The organism is Bacillus sp. ISL-39 (assembly GCF_018613295.1).
Taxonomy (GTDB): Bacteria; Bacillota; Bacilli; order Bacillales; family Cytobacillaceae; genus Mesobacillus.
The window spans coordinates 98775-114535 of sequence record NZ_JAGGQM010000016.1 but is presented as its reverse complement, the minus strand read 5'-3'; the positions used below and the strand labels follow the sequence as shown (position 1 = coordinate 114535).

Genomic DNA, 15761 nt, shown 5'->3' with positions numbered 1-15761 from the left:
CCACGACCGAAAGCGGTAGCTTTTGGGAGGACGTGGCGTCATAGGCGGGCAGCGCTTGTCGGGGCTTAACGAGGCGATTGAGCTTTTTGTTCTGTGCAGCTGTCCAATTTTAGGGTGAATGTGCAATCATCGCTTATGTTGGTGCAATTATTACCATTCACTGGGCAATTATCGGCTATGGCGTGCAATTATGGTCCTTTTTTGTGCAATAATCTAACATTATAAAACATAAAGGGCAACAGACTTAAGAGTCCTATGAGAAACATCACAACGGTTTTTGTTTTTGTCACAGAATGTTACGAAACCCTTCCGTTGCCATCTGGCGTCCTGTGGTAATTTAATTATAAACACATGAAAATTCAGGAGGTTGTCAAGATGGCGGAGTTTGCAGTAACCTTAAGCATCGCAAGCATCATGATCCTGGGCTATTATATAGGCTATGCAATTTATAAGGCATAACCTGGAGCGAAAATAGACATAATGAAAAGCGGAAGCAGCATTCAAGCTGCTTCCGCTTTTTTTGATTTTCATGCACTTTTCTGTAATTTCTTCTAAAAAACAGTTATCCTATAGGCGAAAATGTTTTAAATGTTTCGATAAGTTAATAATTAGATTGAGGAGGGATCGTGTTGTCAGATTATCGGGTTGAAAGAGATACGATAGGCGAAATCAAAGTACCGTCAGATAAGTATTGGGGTGCACAAACTCAGCGGAGCAAACAGAATTTCAAGATAGGTACAGAAAGAATGCCGATTGATGTGATTTATGCATTTGCGGAAGTAAAGAAAGCTGCAGCGAGTGTGAATGCTGCTTCTGAAAAGTTGTCTGATGCAAAAGCGAAGGCAATCCAGGCAGCCTGCGATGAAATTCTTACCGGGAAATTTGATACCCATTTTCCGTTAGTCGTATGGCAGACGGGAAGCGGAACTCAATCCAATATGAACGTGAATGAAGTGGTCGCAAGAAGGGCGAGTGAACTGCTCGCAAATCAAGGGTCTAATGAAAAAGTCCACCCAAATGATGATGTGAACATGTCACAGAGCTCAAATGATACATTCCCGACAGCGATGCATATTGCCGCGGTAAAAAAGGTGACAGGGGAAGTTCTGCCTGCACTTGAGCTTTTCAAAGAAACTTTAAAGAGAAAAGAACAGGAATTCAATGATATCATCAAAATCGGCAGGACCCACCTCCAGGACGCAACTCCATTGACATTAGGCCAGGAGATCAGCGGCTGGAGAACCATGCTTGAAAAAAATGAGCAGATGATAAAGGATGGCCTCAAATACGTCCGGGATTTAGCGATTGGCGGTACGGCTGTAGGAACAGGCATCAATGCCGCGAAGGATTTTGGAGATCAGGTAGCGAAGCAGCTTGTTGAACAAACGGGCGAGACATTCCATTCAGCGCCAAATAAGTTCCATGCATTGACCTCTCATGATGAAATCGTGTTCCTTCATGGAGCATTAAAAGGGCTGGCTGCAGATTTGATGAAAATTGCCAATGATGTTCGCTGGCTTGCCAGCGGCCCAAGAAGCGGGATTGGTGAACTATCGATACCGGCAAATGAACCTGGCAGTTCAATCATGCCTGGTAAGGTTAATCCAACCCAAAGCGAAGCACTGACAATGGTGGCGACACAGGTGTTTGGAAATGATGCTTCCATCGGCTTTGCCGCAAGCCAGGGGAATTTTGAGTTAAATGTCTTCAAACCTGTTATCATTTATAACTTCCTGCAGAGCGCGAGGCTGTTGGCAGATGGAATGAGATCATTCAATGATAACTGTGCAGAAGGTATAGAGGCGAACCTTGAAGTAATTGCTGGCCATGTTGAGCGGTCATTAATGCTTGTAACTGCTTTGAATCCTCACATTGGTTATGAAAAAGCAGCAGAAATCGCCAAGCTCGCCTTCAAAGAAAATACAACCTTGAAGGAAGCCGCGATAAAAACAGGTTATCTGACATCAGAGCAATATGATGAGTGGGTTAAGCCAGAAAGGATGATTTAACAGACCTGGACGGGAACATTGAAACGAGACTGCCTGATTGGGGATATAATAGCTCATCGTTCCCATTTGGTGCTCGGAACCCTGCCAAATTTAAAGGCCCCCTATTGGAAGGGGGCCTAAGCCATTCTATTTAATTATCTTGTTAATTTTACAATTTAGCGTACAGAACCACCAAGTTGTTGCTCAGCCATTTGAACTAGGCGCTTAGTGATTTCTCCACCAACAGATCCGTTAGCGCGAGAAGTAGTTTCTCCACCAAGTTGTACGCCAAATTCTGTAGCGATTTCGTACTTCATTTGATCAAGAGCTTGTTGAACACCAGGAACTAATAATTGATTAGAGTTGTTACTGCTAGCCATTAATATTTCCTCCTTTGTGTTTTTCAAAGTTGTATTTGGGTCAGTATTGGAATCGAACCAATCATGGCTTTTGCCACGCCGCCTGGTTTAACCCTCGATAAGGAATTTGGCTGGGCTAGCCGGAATTGCACCGGCGCGCGTAATAGCTGCCTTCTAAGGCTTAACCCAATGGTTTGTTGCGCTAGTTGCTGCTTCGTTGTTTTCTGTTGCTGTTTTATTAATAACTAGTATGTTTTTTTTCGAGAACTTTATGCGCCAATGGATTAAGGTAATTAATTCCAAAGGCAACGTCCTACATAACCGTTTTCTAATCAACGCAAACTATCAATAGCAGGAAAGCAGAAAGGATTGAAGAGAATGGGTATGTGCCCGATTTGCAACGGCTTCAGAACTATCACTCCAGCGTGTCCAAACTGCAGCGGCAGCATGGAGAACAATGGACGTGAAGCGGATTTTTATGATGATTACAGCCCTTATATGCCAATCGATCAAATGAAGCTAGAAGATGGGTATCCAACTGATTTTTCTGAAGGGGAATGTCCGCATCTGTTCAAATGTACAAATTGCGGATCAAGCCAGGTTTTCTTGATTAAAGAATAAGGCTTTAATAACTTTTGGAAAAATGAGTATAGAAAAAAGCAACCGTGGCCACGGTTGCTTTTTTATCATCTAAAATTAAGGGCGGATTCTCTTTTCTGTTTCAGCGTCAAAGAAGTGGACCTTATTCATATCAAAGGCCAATTCGATGACTTGGCCTGGTGTTACGTCTGTACGTGAATCAACACGTGCCACAAAATCCTGGCCTTCGAACTGAGAGTAGATCATTGTTTCAGCACCAGTTAATTCAGATACTTCAACAGTTGCCTTGATAGTAGCGCCTTGAGAAGCATCGATGAATACTGGCTCATCGTGAAGGTCTTCAGGTCTTACACCAAGGATGATGTCTTTCCCTACAAACCCTTGTGCACGAAGAACTTTCATTTTTCCTTCTGGAATAGCGATTGAAGAGTTGTTGACTGTGAATTTGCCTTCTTCAAGCTTGCCAGTAAAGAAGTTCATGGAAGGTGATCCGATGAACCCGCCAACGAAGACGTTTTCTGGATTTTCGTAAACCTCTTTAGGAGCTCCAACCTGCTGGATGATACCATCCTTCATGACTACAAGGCGGGTCGCCATTGTCATCGCTTCCGTCTGGTCATGCGTTACGTAAATAGTCGTGGTATCAAGACGGCGGTGAAGCTTTGCAATTTCAGCACGCATTTGTACACGAAGCTTTGCGTCAAGGTTTGATAATGGTTCGTCCATCAAGAATACCTTTGCGTCACGGACGATAGCACGTCCTAAAGCAACACGCTGACGCTGACCACCTGAAAGTGCTTTTGGCTTACGATCTAGATAAGGCTCAAGACCAAGGATCTTGGCAGCTTCTTTTACACGGCGATCGATTTCGTCCTTAGGGAACTTGCGAAGCTTCAATCCGAATGCCATGTTATCGTAAACAGTCATATGCGGGTATAGTGCATAGTTCTGGAATACCATCGCGATGTCACGATCCTTAGGAGGAACGTCGTTTACACGCTTGCCATCGATATAGAAATCACCTTTGGAGATTTCTTCAAGACCAGCGATCATACGAAGTGTGGTCGATTTACCGCAGCCAGATGGTCCAACGAATACGATGAATTCTTTATCCTGGATATGAAGGTTGAAGTCTTCTACAGCTGTAACTTTGTTATCATAAATTTTATAAATATTATCTAGTTTTAACTCGGCCATTTTTTTAGCCTCCCTGTATGTTTGTCTACAAAAACAGTTTAGCGGAAATGACCTGAAATAATCATCGGCAGGGTGCACAAAAATAATGTAAGCCCTTTTATGCAATTTGTTTAATGTATATTGAAGTGGTTGAATCAGCGCATCTCCTCATAAAGGCTTGCAAGGTAGACTACAACGGCCGCGTCGAAATCCTTCAAGTTGACGCCAGTCTTTTCCATGAATTTGTCCAATCTGTACTGAAGTGTATTTCTGTGGACATAAAGTTTTTTGGCTGAAAGAGAAGCGTTCGAATTGCTTTCCAGAAAAACTTTGATCGTTGCCATCAACTCTTTATCTTCTCCAAATGCGTCAAGGATTGATAACTCAAGAATCTTTTTTAGGTAATCAGGCAAATGTGTCGCTAACAGCATAGGAAACGATTTTTCAAACGTGTATACATTATCACGAGTAGTATGACTGGTTAATTCCTCGAACACCTGCTTTTCTTTATCGAAAAAGTGAGGGAGCTGCGCAGTAACCTTTTGGAACTTACCCATATAAAAGGAAATCTTTACAAAGAAATCACTTTCAAACGTCGAGGCAATGGAATAAAGTTCTTCAGCGTTTTCCGACACTTTCTTTTTTTCTTCAATAATGATTCCAAATGAGCTGTGGATCCAGATGATGGGGTGGTCAGGAAAAAATCCGTTTAAAGCTTCATGGATCTCCTCTGTTTCCATATCTTTTACCTGAAGCCGGAACTGGATGAAACGGACTTCATCGTCTTCTGCGGCCGGCATTTCACCATCATGGAAGAGAAATCGGTTCCAGGAGTGGGCTGCCCCTGACAAATGTGTATGATTCTCCGGCTCGACAAAATGAAACATATTCTTCATGAGATCAAGCTGGCTTTCTGAAATTTTATCCTTTGGAATTCCGACCCAAATCGGCCTGGCATCGGCCTCTTTAAACCAAAAGTAATCATTTGATGGGGATGCCGGGATATTTTCTTGCGTGACAGAATCAGGGAAATAAGATAATATTTTATTAATCATATAAGTATCCTCAGATTTAATTTGATAAAAGCTGACATATCTTTTATTATAACAGGTGTAGCTTTTAAATGTTAATTCATGCAAAGAGCTGCCAACTGGTAGAAAAAAGGAAAAAACGTTGGTATAATAGATACAATACGGGGTACCGTAAGAGAGAGGTGTGTAGGAAATGGAATACACAACAGAAATGAAAAATCGTTTGAAGCGATTAGAGGGCCAGGTACGTGGAGTCATTCGCATGATGGAAGAAGAGAACCACTGCAAGGACGTAGTTACTCAGTTATCAGCTGTCCGTTCTGCAGTAGACCGCGCGATTGGTTTCATTGTCGCAAAGAACCTTGAATCTTGCATTACTGAAGCAGCGCAGGAAGGCAAAGATGCCGACGAAGCAATCAAAGAGGCAGTAAATATGATAGTAAAAAGCAGGTAAGACACCAGCATCCTTTTTAGGATGTGGTGTCTTTTTTTGTTTAAAAATAAAGTATTAAGTCTTTATACTAAGATTAGTGTCTAGCTCCAGCGCCTAGCCAGTTTTCATCCCTGAAAAGGCTTCTGGAGTATCTTGCGAGAAGCGTTAGCTTTGAGCAGCTCGAGTCGCAGTTTCGCCTCCTAACTCCTCGAGACGCTTCGGTCCTGCCAATGAAGTCAAAGAACGAATTCACTGTCAGGACCTCCAGCGCTTGTCGGAGTTGAACAGTCGGCTACACATTTCGATTTCGGTCCGCCCAATGAAGTCAAAGAACGACTTCACTGGTCGGCCCTCTAAGGCACAGGACGTGCAAATCCGCCAGCCACACGATGTGGCGTTTTAGGCGGACAGCGCTTGTCGGGGCTGTTCAAGGCGCTTACGCTTTTCATTTGTTTGGCGGGTCTTCGGGATAAAAGTCATGGCTTTCCTCAATATTGGGTGAACTGTCCAATCTGTGTACAGTACCACCGGCCATGCCTTCATTGATCATCCGGTCAACATCGACATAAACTGCATCCCGTCCCTCATATTTTATGTCCTCAGCAAACTTTTTGCCGCCTTTGTGCTTCATGGAATCCTCCTCCAATGATTTTAAGCTTAGAATTCCGGAAAAGGAGTAGAAACATACATCACTTATCATATACATGGAAGAGCATCAGCTCATGGATTTGCTCTTTCAACTGGTCGATATGCTCGTCAGAGGGCTGTTCAGAGGTCCACTGAATATCCCCATTCTGATGATAAATTCCCGTAAACTTTTGCTTTTTAAAATAAAATGAGAAATGCCAGCCAGGCATATCCTTATTCTCAAATAATGATTTGAATTGGAAATGAGTAATCAATCTGATTCCCCCTTTTAAAGATGTCTTTTCATTATTATATAGTATTCAAGCACGAAGAAGCGCAGATAATTACTCTGGAATAACAGTTGTTGTTTTGAAGGAGATGTAAAGTCATGAAAAATGAGCCGCATTACCTGGGCGGCCCACCATAAAACTGCATCTAGCAATCTCTATCAAAATCCAGTTTTCCTGAAAAATAAATCGACAAGAGCAGAGATCCTTTTTTCCTCAATCTGTGGTTCGTCGAAGCTCATTGGTTTTGAGTTGACTTCATAAATGACATAATTGCCTTTTTCAGTGATTCCGGCATCAAGTGAAAATTCCCCGAAGTAGCCCAACTCTTCAGTGAGCAGCTGGCCGATTTCCTTAACGGCCCAGTCGAAGAATTGGTCATGCCTGGCAGTCTTAACCTTAATATAAGGAAGCATGATCCCTCCATTCGGCAAGTGGGTGGTCAGGTCCTGCTTCCGGGATTGCCGGATGCCGATTCCTGTCACTTCATACCCATCTTTCCCATCAAGGGCATGTACTCGGAAGTCAAATCGCTTCCCGTCGATGGATGTCGGCATGACTTCTTTCTGGGCAATGTACTCATATCTTAACAGCTGTCTGGATTTGACCTTCCAAAATTCTTTTATGCCTGGATAAAGATGGCGATGTGAATGGCTCTCGAACTCGATTTCCCCGTTCTTTTGCCGCAGGCGGAAAATTCCGATCCCCTTTGAAGATGAAGCGGGCTTAAGATAAATCCCTTCATGTTTATTAAGGAAAGCAGCCAACTGGATCATTGATTTCACTGAAATACTTTCAGGCATTAGCTTTCTTAATTGAGGATGTCTGGAAAATAGGGAATAGAGCTTGTTTTTATTGATGAATCCAGGATTGAAAAAAGGGATTCCGAGTGCGGACAGGTAGTTTACGGCATCTTTAAAAGCTGGCTGCTGCTCTGCTTTCCGGAAGGGAACACGATTAAAAACAAGATGAGGAAGAGGGGCCTTCACAGGTATCCATTTTTGCGCAGTTGGTAAAAATACGACGCCGGTTAGTCCATCCTTGACGATTGTTTCCGGGGGGAAGACAACAATCAGTCCATTCCGCTTTAGGATTTCTTCTTGAAGGGCCTGAAACAATGATCCATTGCCAGACAGGGACATATTCTTGCTCATAGAGGTCATGATTCCAACCAGGGGACCAATATTTCCCTGGTTGTTTTTCAATAAGAACTGTTGGCTGTTTTCCGGAAGTGTATCTGATGAAGCAGCAGCGATGCTGATTTTATTAAAGCCAAAGCTGAGTTTTTCGCCAGCTTTGGCTTCATGCGTCCATGCCTTCGATTCAGTATTATAGCGCAGGATCATTTGAAAATATCCTCAGGTGCCGTAATCGCTTTTTCCGCTAAAAAAATGCCAAAGGATAGAGACAGCTTTCTGGTGAGCAAATCAAAATTCTTTAGCTTTGGATGCTTGAAAATCGACCGTCCTGGCTTTGAGTTGGCTTCAAAGAGCCATACTTTTCCTGATTTATCGATTCCAAAGTCAAAACCAAGCTCGCCTATTATTCCTTCCATGTTTTTTTCCAAGATGGAGCTAAGGACCAGTGCGGCTTCAGAAAGCTTCTTTTCACAAATCTCCATTTCGGTCTGGTCTTCAAATAGTTCATCAAGTGATTTTACGACTCCGCCGTTGTTCACATGGGTGGTCACGCTTCCCTGGCCGGCAATTTTTGCGGCGATCGCCGCTACCTGCCACTGTCCGTATTCATCTTTATTTGTATGGACCCTGAAATCAATGAGCCTTTTCTCGGATCTAAGCAGGCTGATGCCCTGCTGGACAATCATCTGGGAAAGGTTCCGCTTGTGAAAAATTTTCTTCATCAACTTTTCCAGGCTTTCAAACCTCGTTAACTTATTGATGCCCTCCTGGTCTCGATAGCGGCAATAATAATAGCCATTATGCTTATCGAACAGGATTTGGTGGATTCCCAGCCCAAGACTTCCATTAGCCGGTTTGATATAGACGTTCCCATAGTTTGAAAGCATCCTTTCAATCACTGAAAAAGAAGAAAATTGATGTGTTTCAGGCAAGTACTCTGCTGCACGTTCATCCTGCTGCAGGCGCTCAAATACATCCAGTTTGCTGAAAAAACCCGGGTTATACCATGGAATCAGGTAATCGGTCTGCATCCTGGATTTTAGGCTGCGAAGCTCAGATTTTCTTTCGGTTCGCCTGTTTGGAAGACGGTCGTAAACAACATTGGGGAAGGGCACCTTTATTCTCATCCAGCCTCCATCGACAAAGAAATAACCTTGTATCAATCCTTGATCCCAGTCGATATGTTCCTCGCCAAAGACAAAGGGAAGGGCGCCGACCGATTTATTGACGGAAAGAAGCTTGGCAAAAAACATAGACCTATCACCAATCGGTCTTAATGGAAAAGGCGTAAATCCAGATGTCAGGATGCCAATGAGGGGCCCGATAAATAATGTATTCTGATCGATAAAAAGATGTAACGATGTCGATAAATCGGGCATTGAGAGCTCCTTCTGCACATCATCACTCAGTACAATCACGTTTCTTCCTTTAGGATGAGGAGCACATGCGACATCAACTACCTTGTTGCCAAACGCGATTTTATTAATATCCTTGCTATTTGTCACCTCGGCAGGGACAAAGACTAGCTGTTTGGAGTGGGCAATGATTTCAATTGGATATTTTTTTCTCATAAGTGCTGTTCCTCTCTTTCTGGCAGAATTTCTGTTAGCATTCTGGCATATTCAAGTGGTGCTTTATATAGCACTTCTTTCAAATCCGGATTTGTGGAAGCGATGACTTTTCTGCCGGGCTTTGAGTTCGTATCAAGCACCCATAGGGCATGGTCCTTAGAAACACCAATATCTACGCCGAGTTCGAAAAGCCGTGGGAAAGACCCTTCAAGAATGCCGGGCAGGGTTGATAGAATTTCCTCTATTTCATGTAGTATGAATCTTTTTGTACGGATATCCAGGGAATTAGCATACTCATCAAATGGCAGTATTTCTCCGCCGGCACTTATGTTCGAAAGGATTCCGTCCTTGCTGCCGCGGCGGATTCCCTTGCCTCGCACAACCCACTTATCCTCATGGTCCTTTTGCAGCAGAATTCTTATGTCAAAAGGACAATTTTGCGAATCGGACAGCTGGAGGTAAGGCTGCATCATATACTCTTTTTTACTGAACAGGCGGTCGAGCCAATTTTCTGTCTCACTGGTGGAATCGAAATTTTTTGTTGACACCCTGCCGCCAAGGTCTGCTGAGATTACGAACTCTCCACCTGATTTTTCAATTTTATAGATCCCGGCACCGCCCGATCCGAAAAGCGGTTTCAAGACTGCCTTATCCATCTCTTCCAACTGGGCTACAACTGCTTTTCCGCTGGCGGCAAGAATCGTTCTAGGAATGTATGGAGACAGGGAAGATGTCGACAATACCTGGTAAATAGCCCATTTATTAGGCAATCCATTGCCCAGGAAGGAAATATCCGCTTTTTTCTTAAGCCATTTTACAATCGCCATGGCTTGCTTTGATGAAGGATCATTTGTATAAAAACAACGGTCATAAATGATCATCGGGAGCGGGAATTCAGACTTTACCCAGCAATCTTCCTTGTGGTCGAATTTTTCTCCCGAAACCAATTGTGTTACTGGATGGATTTTAGCTGGTGAGAACCTAAAGCAGGTGAATAAGTTTGGATTCGCCCGCCTGGCAATCTTGGTAAGATATGTTTGTTCACTTTTCATGGAAAGTGTCATCATTCCAAATGAAATCATTTGCATTTCTCCTTTTGTACAGTGATAAGAAAGTATTATTTTCACTTAGAGAATTGTCCAGCTCCAGCTCCTAGCCAGTTTTCATCGCTGGAAGAGCTTCCTCGACTACCTTGCGATAAGCGTCAGTTTTGAGCAGCTCGAGTCGCTTGTCTAGAGTCACCTCCTAGAAACTCCGAAACTTCAACTCCGCCGGCAAGGTCGGAGTCTCCAGTTTCTGCGTTTCTGGACAGTCGGCTATACTTTTCGATCTCGGTCCGCCCAATGAAGTCAAAGAACGGCTTCATCGGTCGGCCCTCTAAGGCCCAGGAAGTGCAAACCCGCCAGCCACAGGATAAGGAAAGCTTCGAAGCGAATCATCGCACGACCGAGAGCGGCAGCTTTTGGGAGGACGTGGCGGTATAGGCGGGCAGCGCTTGTCGGGGCTGAACAAAGCGCTTGCGCTTTTCTTATTATGGCTGGCAAAGTCCATAGCAATGGTCAATGATGGCTTTTGTTGAAGGCCTTATTTTCGTGTTTTTCTCTTCAAAGTTCTTGGAAGGCTTGGAATTGGCTTCGATCAGCCACAAGTTACCTTTAATATCTATTCCAATATCAATCCCCAGCTCGGCAGTGAGCCCCTCCGCATATTTGCTGATGACTTCTGCTGTTTCAAGGGCCAGCTCCTTCATCAATGCCAGTTGATGCCTCGCCTGTTCCTTTCCAAAAATCAGCGCGAGAGTATGCCCAGGTTTCATGACCTCGCCGCCACGGGCAATATTTGATACGAAGTACTGTTCAGCCGAAACCCTGGCGACAATGGAAGTAACCTTCCAGAATTGCTGGGCATTTTTATGGCAGAGGACCCTGAAATCCAGCCTCCTGCCATTTAATTCTGATAGCTGTATTCCCTGCTGGATGATGCAAAGGCGTTTTCCGACGATTGGAGAAATGGCGCTGGCTAGTTCTGACATATATTTGAAGCCTGGAAGGACCCTTTCCGGCATTGACGAAAATGACGCATGGTACAACCCATCATTTTTCGCCACCTGGATAATATTGCGTCCCTGGCTTCCGTGGACAGGTTTGATATATAGCGCATCATGCTTCTCGAGCATGTTTTGGAGCAGGGTCTCGGAGTATAAATGCGTTTCAGGTATGAACGGATGTAGATGGTCTTCTTGTACTATAGATTCATGGATTTCCCACTTGGAAAGAAAGCGGTGATTAAATATCTTTATTCCGCGAGCATCCAATTTATTTAAAAACCCCTTAAATCCTTTGCTGATTTCAGTCCTCCGTGATGAAACCCGATTATAGATGACAGCTGGAAAAGGAAAGAAACCTTTTTTCCATCCATCTTCTTCGTCATCATAAGAAAAGCCCTCGACTCCTTTTTCAGAAAAACCTTTAAGTGAAAAAACATAAAAGCTTCCCCCTAATTCGGATACACCCTGATGGAGCTCTTCGCAAAAGGAGTGGACTTTACCGAAGTCAGGTCCGTTATCTTCATTTATTTCGGTCAGCAAAGCGATGACAGGATTGTTGGGTAAGCTTTTCGATTTTGCTGGCGTCATAGCTTCTCCTCATTTTCTTTTAGGCTGTTTCAAGAAATAAGACAGTGAAATTTTTTCACTTCGAGAATTGTCTAGCTCCAGCGCCTAGCCAGTTTTCATCCCCGAATTCGCTCCTTGAGTATCTTGCGAGAAGCGTTAGCTTTGAGCAGCTCGAGACGTTTGTCTAGCTGCGGCTCCTAACTCCTCGAGTCGCTCCGGTCCTGTCAATGAAGTCAAAGAACGACTTCACTGGTCGGCCCTCTGAGGCACAGGAAGTGCAGACCCGACAGCCACAGGACGTGGCGTTCAAGTCGGGCACCGCTTGTCGTGGCTGACCGAGGCGCTTGCGCTTTTCTTAACAGCCTAATTGTAAAATAGGCAAACACACATATTGCATCCTATGAATAGTAGTTGTTATTGGTGATTTTAATGATAGGAGTTAAATTTCGCCTAACCCGAACTTTTGGCATTCAGCAACATAGTTTGTTATAGTGGAGTGGAGCGTTTAACGTAGAAGGAGTGATTTAAATGGCAGTCAATCTTTACGATTCAGCCTACGAATTGGAAAAAGCAATCAGGAACAGTTCGGAATACACAGAATTAAAAAATCTCTATGATGCTGTGAATAGCGATGAATCAGCAAAAAGAATGTTTGAAAACTTCCGCAATATCCAGATGCAGCTTCAGGAAAAGCAAATGACTGGGCAGGAAATTACCCAGGAAGAGGTAGAGCAGGCACAAAAGACAGTCGCTCTTGTCCAACAGCATGAATTGATTTCGAAGCTGATGGAAGCGGAGCAAAGAATGAGCATGGTCATTGCCGAGCTTAACCAGATCATTATGAAGCCTCTCGAAGAGCTTTACGGAAATCCGAACCAGCAGCAATAATAGAATGACAGGACTCCCGCCGATGTGCGGGAGTTTTTTGTTGATTGGAATAAAGGAAAAACTGTCGGTCATCAAGATTATGACGGACAAAAATCAGTGGAAAAGAGGGGGAATTGTCCGTCATCAAGGCTATGACGGACAAAAATCAGCGGAAGTGAAGAAAAACTGTCCGTCATCTATGACTCTCTTGGGCGGAAGGAGACTTATCATATACGCTGCCCTCATACCATCTGTGGACTGGGTCCCGCAAAGGAAGCTAATATCTAAACCCTGCCCCTGTTCTATTCTCTAGCTTTCTATCATACAAGTTAAATAAGGACAAAAACACCGAAGAAATGGGGGCATAAATATGATTTACCGTCTTCTTGCGCTTAACGTGGATGGCACGATTCTCCAATCAAATGGAAGGCTCCATAAATCCACGAGGGATGCGATTGAGTACGTTCAGCAAAAAGGGGTTTACGTAACTCTAGTAACTTCAAGAAGCTTCCCATCTGCCAAAAAGGTGGCTAAAGCGCTGAAAATAAATTCGTTGCTTGTCACTCACCTGGGATCTTATGTTTCTAATGACCTTCGCAGTGATCCAATTTTTGAAAAACGGATTCCCGAGGATGTAACCTTCCAGCTTGTCAGATTTCTTGAAAGCTTCCCTTGCCAAATCCGGCTTGTGCACGAAAAGTTCTCACTGGCAAACAAGTATAAATTAAACCACAATCTGCTGGCGAAAACCGTGTTTACTTCAGGTGACCCGATTTTTTACTCCCAGCAATTCACGGATTCTATCAGTGAAACACTGGTCAATGAGCCAGTCTCCCCTCCTAAAATCGAAGTCTATTTTGAGTACGAAGAGGATTTGAAGGATGCGCAGCAGGCGATTAATGGAATGTTTTCAGAAGTGTCCCTGTCGAGGCTGAATGATTACAGGCTTGACATCATGCCTGAGGGTGTCTCGAAACTGAACGGCCTGATCCAGTTGGGAGAACACCTTGGCATTCCATTGAAGGAAATGGTCGCAATTGGCGATAGCAGTGATGACATGGACATGATCGAAGCGTGCGGACTTGGAGTCGCAATGGGGAATGCTTCTGTGGAAGTAAAAAAAGCTGCTGATTGGGTTACCCGTTCGAATAATCAGCATGGAGTAAGCTACATGGTCAAGGAACACTTCCGCAAACAGCACCCGATCGAGTTTCTCCGCAAAATGAATATTATTAAAATGTAAAGTGGAAGCACGCCTGGAATTGTTCGCAGGCGTGCTTTTGCTTTGTTTGGGAATGATTTGTAGTTTTTCAGGAAGATATCTGGATGTTTCGCAAATAAAGGAAATCCTTTCGGAAGTATTCAATTCAGGAATGAGTTTTTAGGAAAATGAATAGGACGTCTATAATAATCTTCGGACCACAGCAGAAAACTGGTAGCTTTTACACTGTCTTGACCTTTGAATCATTATTCTATTACACTTATTGAAGCATGTTTAATTGAAAAAGGTGAATCTCATGAGAATTAATATAAAAGGTATTCAAGATGACAGATTACAGCGTCCTCTCGGGTTGATCGCTAATCTGTTTTTTGAAGAATCAGAAGTAGCATTAAACGAGACGGACCAGGAAGTTGATGCGGTAATTAAATTTGATGTTCAAAATGCCGGCGGAGAGTTTTTTGTAAAAGCAGCTTTGGAGGCAGATGGAGAGGCTTATTCAGCAGAAGCCAACAAAGAAATTCCAGCTGGTTTGAGCGAAAAAGAAGAATTCAAATTGCTCAAAAAAGTCATTTCAAGGGCTTATTTAAAAGTGCTGCAAGACTGGACAGGAATGATCCAGAAGTGGGGGATACTTACAGGGGTTCGTCCTACCAAGCTTTTGCATAAAAAGCTCCGCGAAGGAATGAATCAGCAGGATGCCCATAGAGAGCTGAAGGAACAGTATTTGATATCGGATGAAAAAATCCAGCTCATGCAGCAAATCGTTGACCGTCAGCTTGCTGTCCTGCCTGACCTGTATGATCTGAAAAATGGTGTCAGCATTTATATCGGCATTCCATTTTGCCCGACAAAGTGTGCCTACTGTACATTCCCTGCTTATGCCATCAACGGCCGGCAAGGGTCTGTGGATTCTTTCCTTGGCGGGCTTCACTACGAAATCCGCCGTATCGGGGACTGGCTGAAGCAGAATGATATCAAGATTACTACCGTTTATTATGGAGGCGGTACACCGACGTCGATTACCGCTGAAGAAATGGATATGCTGTATGAAGAGGTTCAGCAATCATTCCCGGATGTGGAGAATATCAGGGAAGTGACTGTCGAAGCCGGCCGGCCGGACACGATCACTCCTGAAAAGCTGGATGTGCTGAAAAAGTGGAATATCGACCGGATCAGCATCAATCCGCAGTCATACATCCAGGAAACCTTGAAGGCAATCGGCCGTCACCATACAGTGGAAGAAACGATAGAAAAATTCCATCTGGCCCGCCAAATGGGCATGAACAACATAAACATGGATTTGATCATTGGCCTTCCGGGGGAAGGGACGGAGGAATTTGCCCATACCCTGGCTGAAACAGAAAAGCTGATGCCGGAGTCCCTGACGGTTCATACTCTTTCTTTCAAAAGAGCGTCAGAAATGACAAGGAATAAACAGAAATATAAAGTATCTGGCCGCGATGAAATAGAAAAAATGATGAATATGGCTGAATCATGGACGAAGGAGCATGACTACGTGCCATATTATCTGTACAGACAGAAGAACATTCTTGGGAACCTGGAGAATGTAGGCTATGCTTTTCCTGAGCAGGAGAGCCTGTACAATATTATCATCATGGAAGAACAGCAAACCATCATAGGCCTGGGATGCGGCGCATCGAGCAAATTCATTGATCCCGAAACAGGTGTTATCACACAGTTCTCGAATCCAAAGGATCCAAAGTCATATAACGACAGCTTTGAAGAGTACGCTAATAAAAAGATCGAGATTCTCGACTCTTTGTTTAATAAGGCGAAAATTTAATGATGATAAGCTTCCGAAGATTCATTTCGGGAGCTTTTTTGGT

Annotated in this window: 15 protein-coding genes; 6 read left to right on the top strand and 9 right to left on the bottom strand. The window is 43.7% G+C overall.

From position 1 onward, the window contains the following. The first annotated feature begins 629 nt into the window (after positions 1–629). Positions 630–2009: a class II fumarate hydratase gene (gene fumC, locus J7E37_RS13670; protein ID WP_215024479.1), complete on the top strand. Its 1380-nt coding sequence runs from the start codon at positions 630–632 to the stop codon at positions 2007–2009. 155 nt (positions 2010–2164) lie between these two features. On the opposite strand, the gene J7E37_RS13665 is transcribed toward fumC, so the two are convergent. Further along, positions 2165–2368: an alpha/beta-type small acid-soluble spore protein gene (locus tag J7E37_RS13665; protein WP_214781768.1), complete on the bottom strand. Its 204-nt coding sequence runs from the start codon at positions 2366–2368 to the stop codon at positions 2165–2167. 357 nt (positions 2369–2725) lie between these two features. On the opposite strand from J7E37_RS13665, the gene J7E37_RS13660 reads away from it, so the two are divergent. Then, positions 2726–2968 (top strand): hypothetical protein, encoded by a 243-nt coding sequence (locus tag J7E37_RS13660; RefSeq protein WP_214781876.1) that lies wholly within the window; start codon positions 2726–2728, stop codon positions 2966–2968. Positions 2969–3043: 75 nt separating this feature from the next. Here J7E37_RS13660 and J7E37_RS13655 read toward each other — a convergent pair whose 3' ends face one another. Both J7E37_RS13655 and J7E37_RS13650 read right to left on the bottom strand, forming a co-directional pair. Further along, positions 3044–4144 (bottom strand): ABC transporter ATP-binding protein, encoded by a 1101-nt coding sequence (locus tag J7E37_RS13655; RefSeq protein ID WP_214781769.1) that lies wholly within the window; start codon positions 4142–4144, stop codon positions 3044–3046. A gap of 134 nt (positions 4145–4278) precedes the next feature. After that, positions 4279–5178, bottom strand: a complete 900-nt coding sequence (locus tag J7E37_RS13650) for a PucR family transcriptional regulator (RefSeq protein WP_215024476.1) — start codon at positions 5176–5178, stop codon at positions 4279–4281. Between the two features lie 169 nt (positions 5179–5347). On the opposite strand from J7E37_RS13650, the gene J7E37_RS13645 reads away from it, so the two are divergent. Beyond that, positions 5348–5608: a metal-sensitive transcriptional regulator gene (locus J7E37_RS13645; RefSeq protein WP_041966706.1), complete on the top strand. Its 261-nt coding sequence runs from the start codon at positions 5348–5350 to the stop codon at positions 5606–5608. Between the two features lie 424 nt (positions 5609–6032). On the opposite strand, the gene J7E37_RS13640 is transcribed toward J7E37_RS13645, so the two are convergent. The 6 genes from J7E37_RS13640 to J7E37_RS13615 all read right to left on the bottom strand — a co-directional run bounded on the left by J7E37_RS13640 (position 6033) and on the right by J7E37_RS13615 (position 11846). Continuing rightward, complete coding sequence (locus J7E37_RS13640; RefSeq protein ID WP_214781771.1) at positions 6033–6218, bottom strand: hypothetical protein; 186 nt, start codon at positions 6216–6218, stop codon at positions 6033–6035. 58 nt (positions 6219–6276) lie between these two features. Continuing rightward, the gene (locus J7E37_RS13635; RefSeq protein ID WP_215024474.1) at positions 6277–6489 is read right to left on the bottom strand and encodes a YheE family protein; all 213 of its coding nucleotides are present in this window, start codon (positions 6487–6489) and stop codon (positions 6277–6279) included. 173 nt (positions 6490–6662) lie between these two features. Beyond that, on the bottom strand, positions 6663–7847 hold the full coding sequence (locus J7E37_RS13630; RefSeq protein ID WP_215024472.1) for a YheC/YheD family endospore coat-associated protein: 1185 nt from the start codon (positions 7845–7847) through the stop codon (positions 6663–6665). Beyond that, a complete protein-coding gene (locus J7E37_RS13625) occupies positions 7844–9211 on the bottom strand; it encodes a YheC/YheD family endospore coat-associated protein (RefSeq protein WP_215024470.1) in 1368 nt (455 codons plus the stop codon). Before J7E37_RS13625 ends, J7E37_RS13630 begins: the two co-directional genes overlap by 4 nt. Further along, entirely contained in the window at positions 9208–10293 is a 1086-nt protein-coding gene (locus J7E37_RS13620) for a YheC/YheD family endospore coat-associated protein (RefSeq protein WP_215024469.1), read from the bottom strand. The genes J7E37_RS13625 and J7E37_RS13620 overlap by 4 nt, the downstream gene beginning before the upstream one ends. Positions 10294–10742: 449 nt before the next feature. Then, positions 10743–11846, bottom strand: a complete 1104-nt coding sequence (locus tag J7E37_RS13615) for a YheC/YheD family endospore coat-associated protein (RefSeq protein WP_215024468.1) — start codon at positions 11844–11846, stop codon at positions 10743–10745. 507 nt (positions 11847–12353) lie between these two features. Here J7E37_RS13615 and J7E37_RS13610 point away from each other — a divergent pair. The 3 genes from J7E37_RS13610 to J7E37_RS13600 all read left to right on the top strand — a co-directional run bounded on the left by J7E37_RS13610 (position 12354) and on the right by J7E37_RS13600 (position 15718). Beyond that, positions 12354–12713 carry a YlbF/YmcA family competence regulator gene (locus J7E37_RS13610; RefSeq protein ID WP_215024467.1) on the top strand — a complete coding sequence of 120 codons (360 nt, stop codon included), beginning with the start codon at positions 12354–12356 and terminating at the stop codon, positions 12711–12713. A 349-nt stretch (positions 12714–13062) separates the two neighbouring features. After that, positions 13063–13935 (top strand): Cof-type HAD-IIB family hydrolase, encoded by an 873-nt coding sequence (locus tag J7E37_RS13605; protein ID WP_214781785.1) that lies wholly within the window; start codon positions 13063–13065, stop codon positions 13933–13935. A 274-nt stretch (positions 13936–14209) separates the two neighbouring features. After that, positions 14210–15718 (top strand): coproporphyrinogen III oxidase, encoded by a 1509-nt coding sequence (locus J7E37_RS13600; RefSeq protein ID WP_215024466.1) that lies wholly within the window; start codon positions 14210–14212, stop codon positions 15716–15718. Positions 15719–15761 lie beyond the last annotated feature (43 nt).

What these genes read in the sequence shown, in the direction of transcription:
- J7E37_RS13640 (WP_214781771.1), bottom strand. Translation starts at nt 6,218, where the DNA reads ATGAAGCACAAAGGCGGCAAAAAGTTTGCTGAGGACATAAAATATGAG.
- J7E37_RS13645 (WP_041966706.1), top strand. Translation starts at nt 5,348, where the DNA reads ATGGAATACACAACAGAAATGAAAAATCGTTTGAAGCGATTAGAGGGC.
- J7E37_RS13650 (WP_215024476.1), bottom strand. Translation starts at nt 5,178, where the DNA reads ATGATTAATAAAATATTATCTTATTTCCCTGATTCTGTCACGCAAGAA.
- J7E37_RS13600 (WP_215024466.1), top strand. Translation starts at nt 14,210, where the DNA reads ATGAGAATTAATATAAAAGGTATTCAAGATGACAGATTACAGCGTCCT.
- J7E37_RS13620 (WP_215024469.1), bottom strand. Translation starts at nt 10,293, where the DNA reads ATGATTTCATTTGGAATGATGACACTTTCCATGAAAAGTGAACAAACA.
- J7E37_RS13655 (WP_214781769.1), bottom strand. Translation starts at nt 4,144, where the DNA reads ATGGCCGAGTTAAAACTAGATAATATTTATAAAATTTATGATAACAAA.
- J7E37_RS13630 (WP_215024472.1), bottom strand. Translation starts at nt 7,847, where the DNA reads ATGATCCTGCGCTATAATACTGAATCGAAGGCATGGACGCATGAAGCC.
- J7E37_RS13660 (WP_214781876.1), top strand. Translation starts at nt 2,726, where the DNA reads ATGGGTATGTGCCCGATTTGCAACGGCTTCAGAACTATCACTCCAGCG.
- J7E37_RS13665 (WP_214781768.1), bottom strand. Translation starts at nt 2,368, where the DNA reads ATGGCTAGCAGTAACAACTCTAATCAATTATTAGTTCCTGGTGTTCAA.
- J7E37_RS13610 (WP_215024467.1), top strand. Translation starts at nt 12,354, where the DNA reads ATGGCAGTCAATCTTTACGATTCAGCCTACGAATTGGAAAAAGCAATC.
- J7E37_RS13615 (WP_215024468.1), bottom strand. Translation starts at nt 11,846, where the DNA reads ATGACGCCAGCAAAATCGAAAAGCTTACCCAACAATCCTGTCATCGCT.
- J7E37_RS13605 (WP_214781785.1), top strand. Translation starts at nt 13,063, where the DNA reads ATGATTTACCGTCTTCTTGCGCTTAACGTGGATGGCACGATTCTCCAA.
- J7E37_RS13625 (WP_215024470.1), bottom strand. Translation starts at nt 9,211, where the DNA reads ATGAGAAAAAAATATCCAATTGAAATCATTGCCCACTCCAAACAGCTA.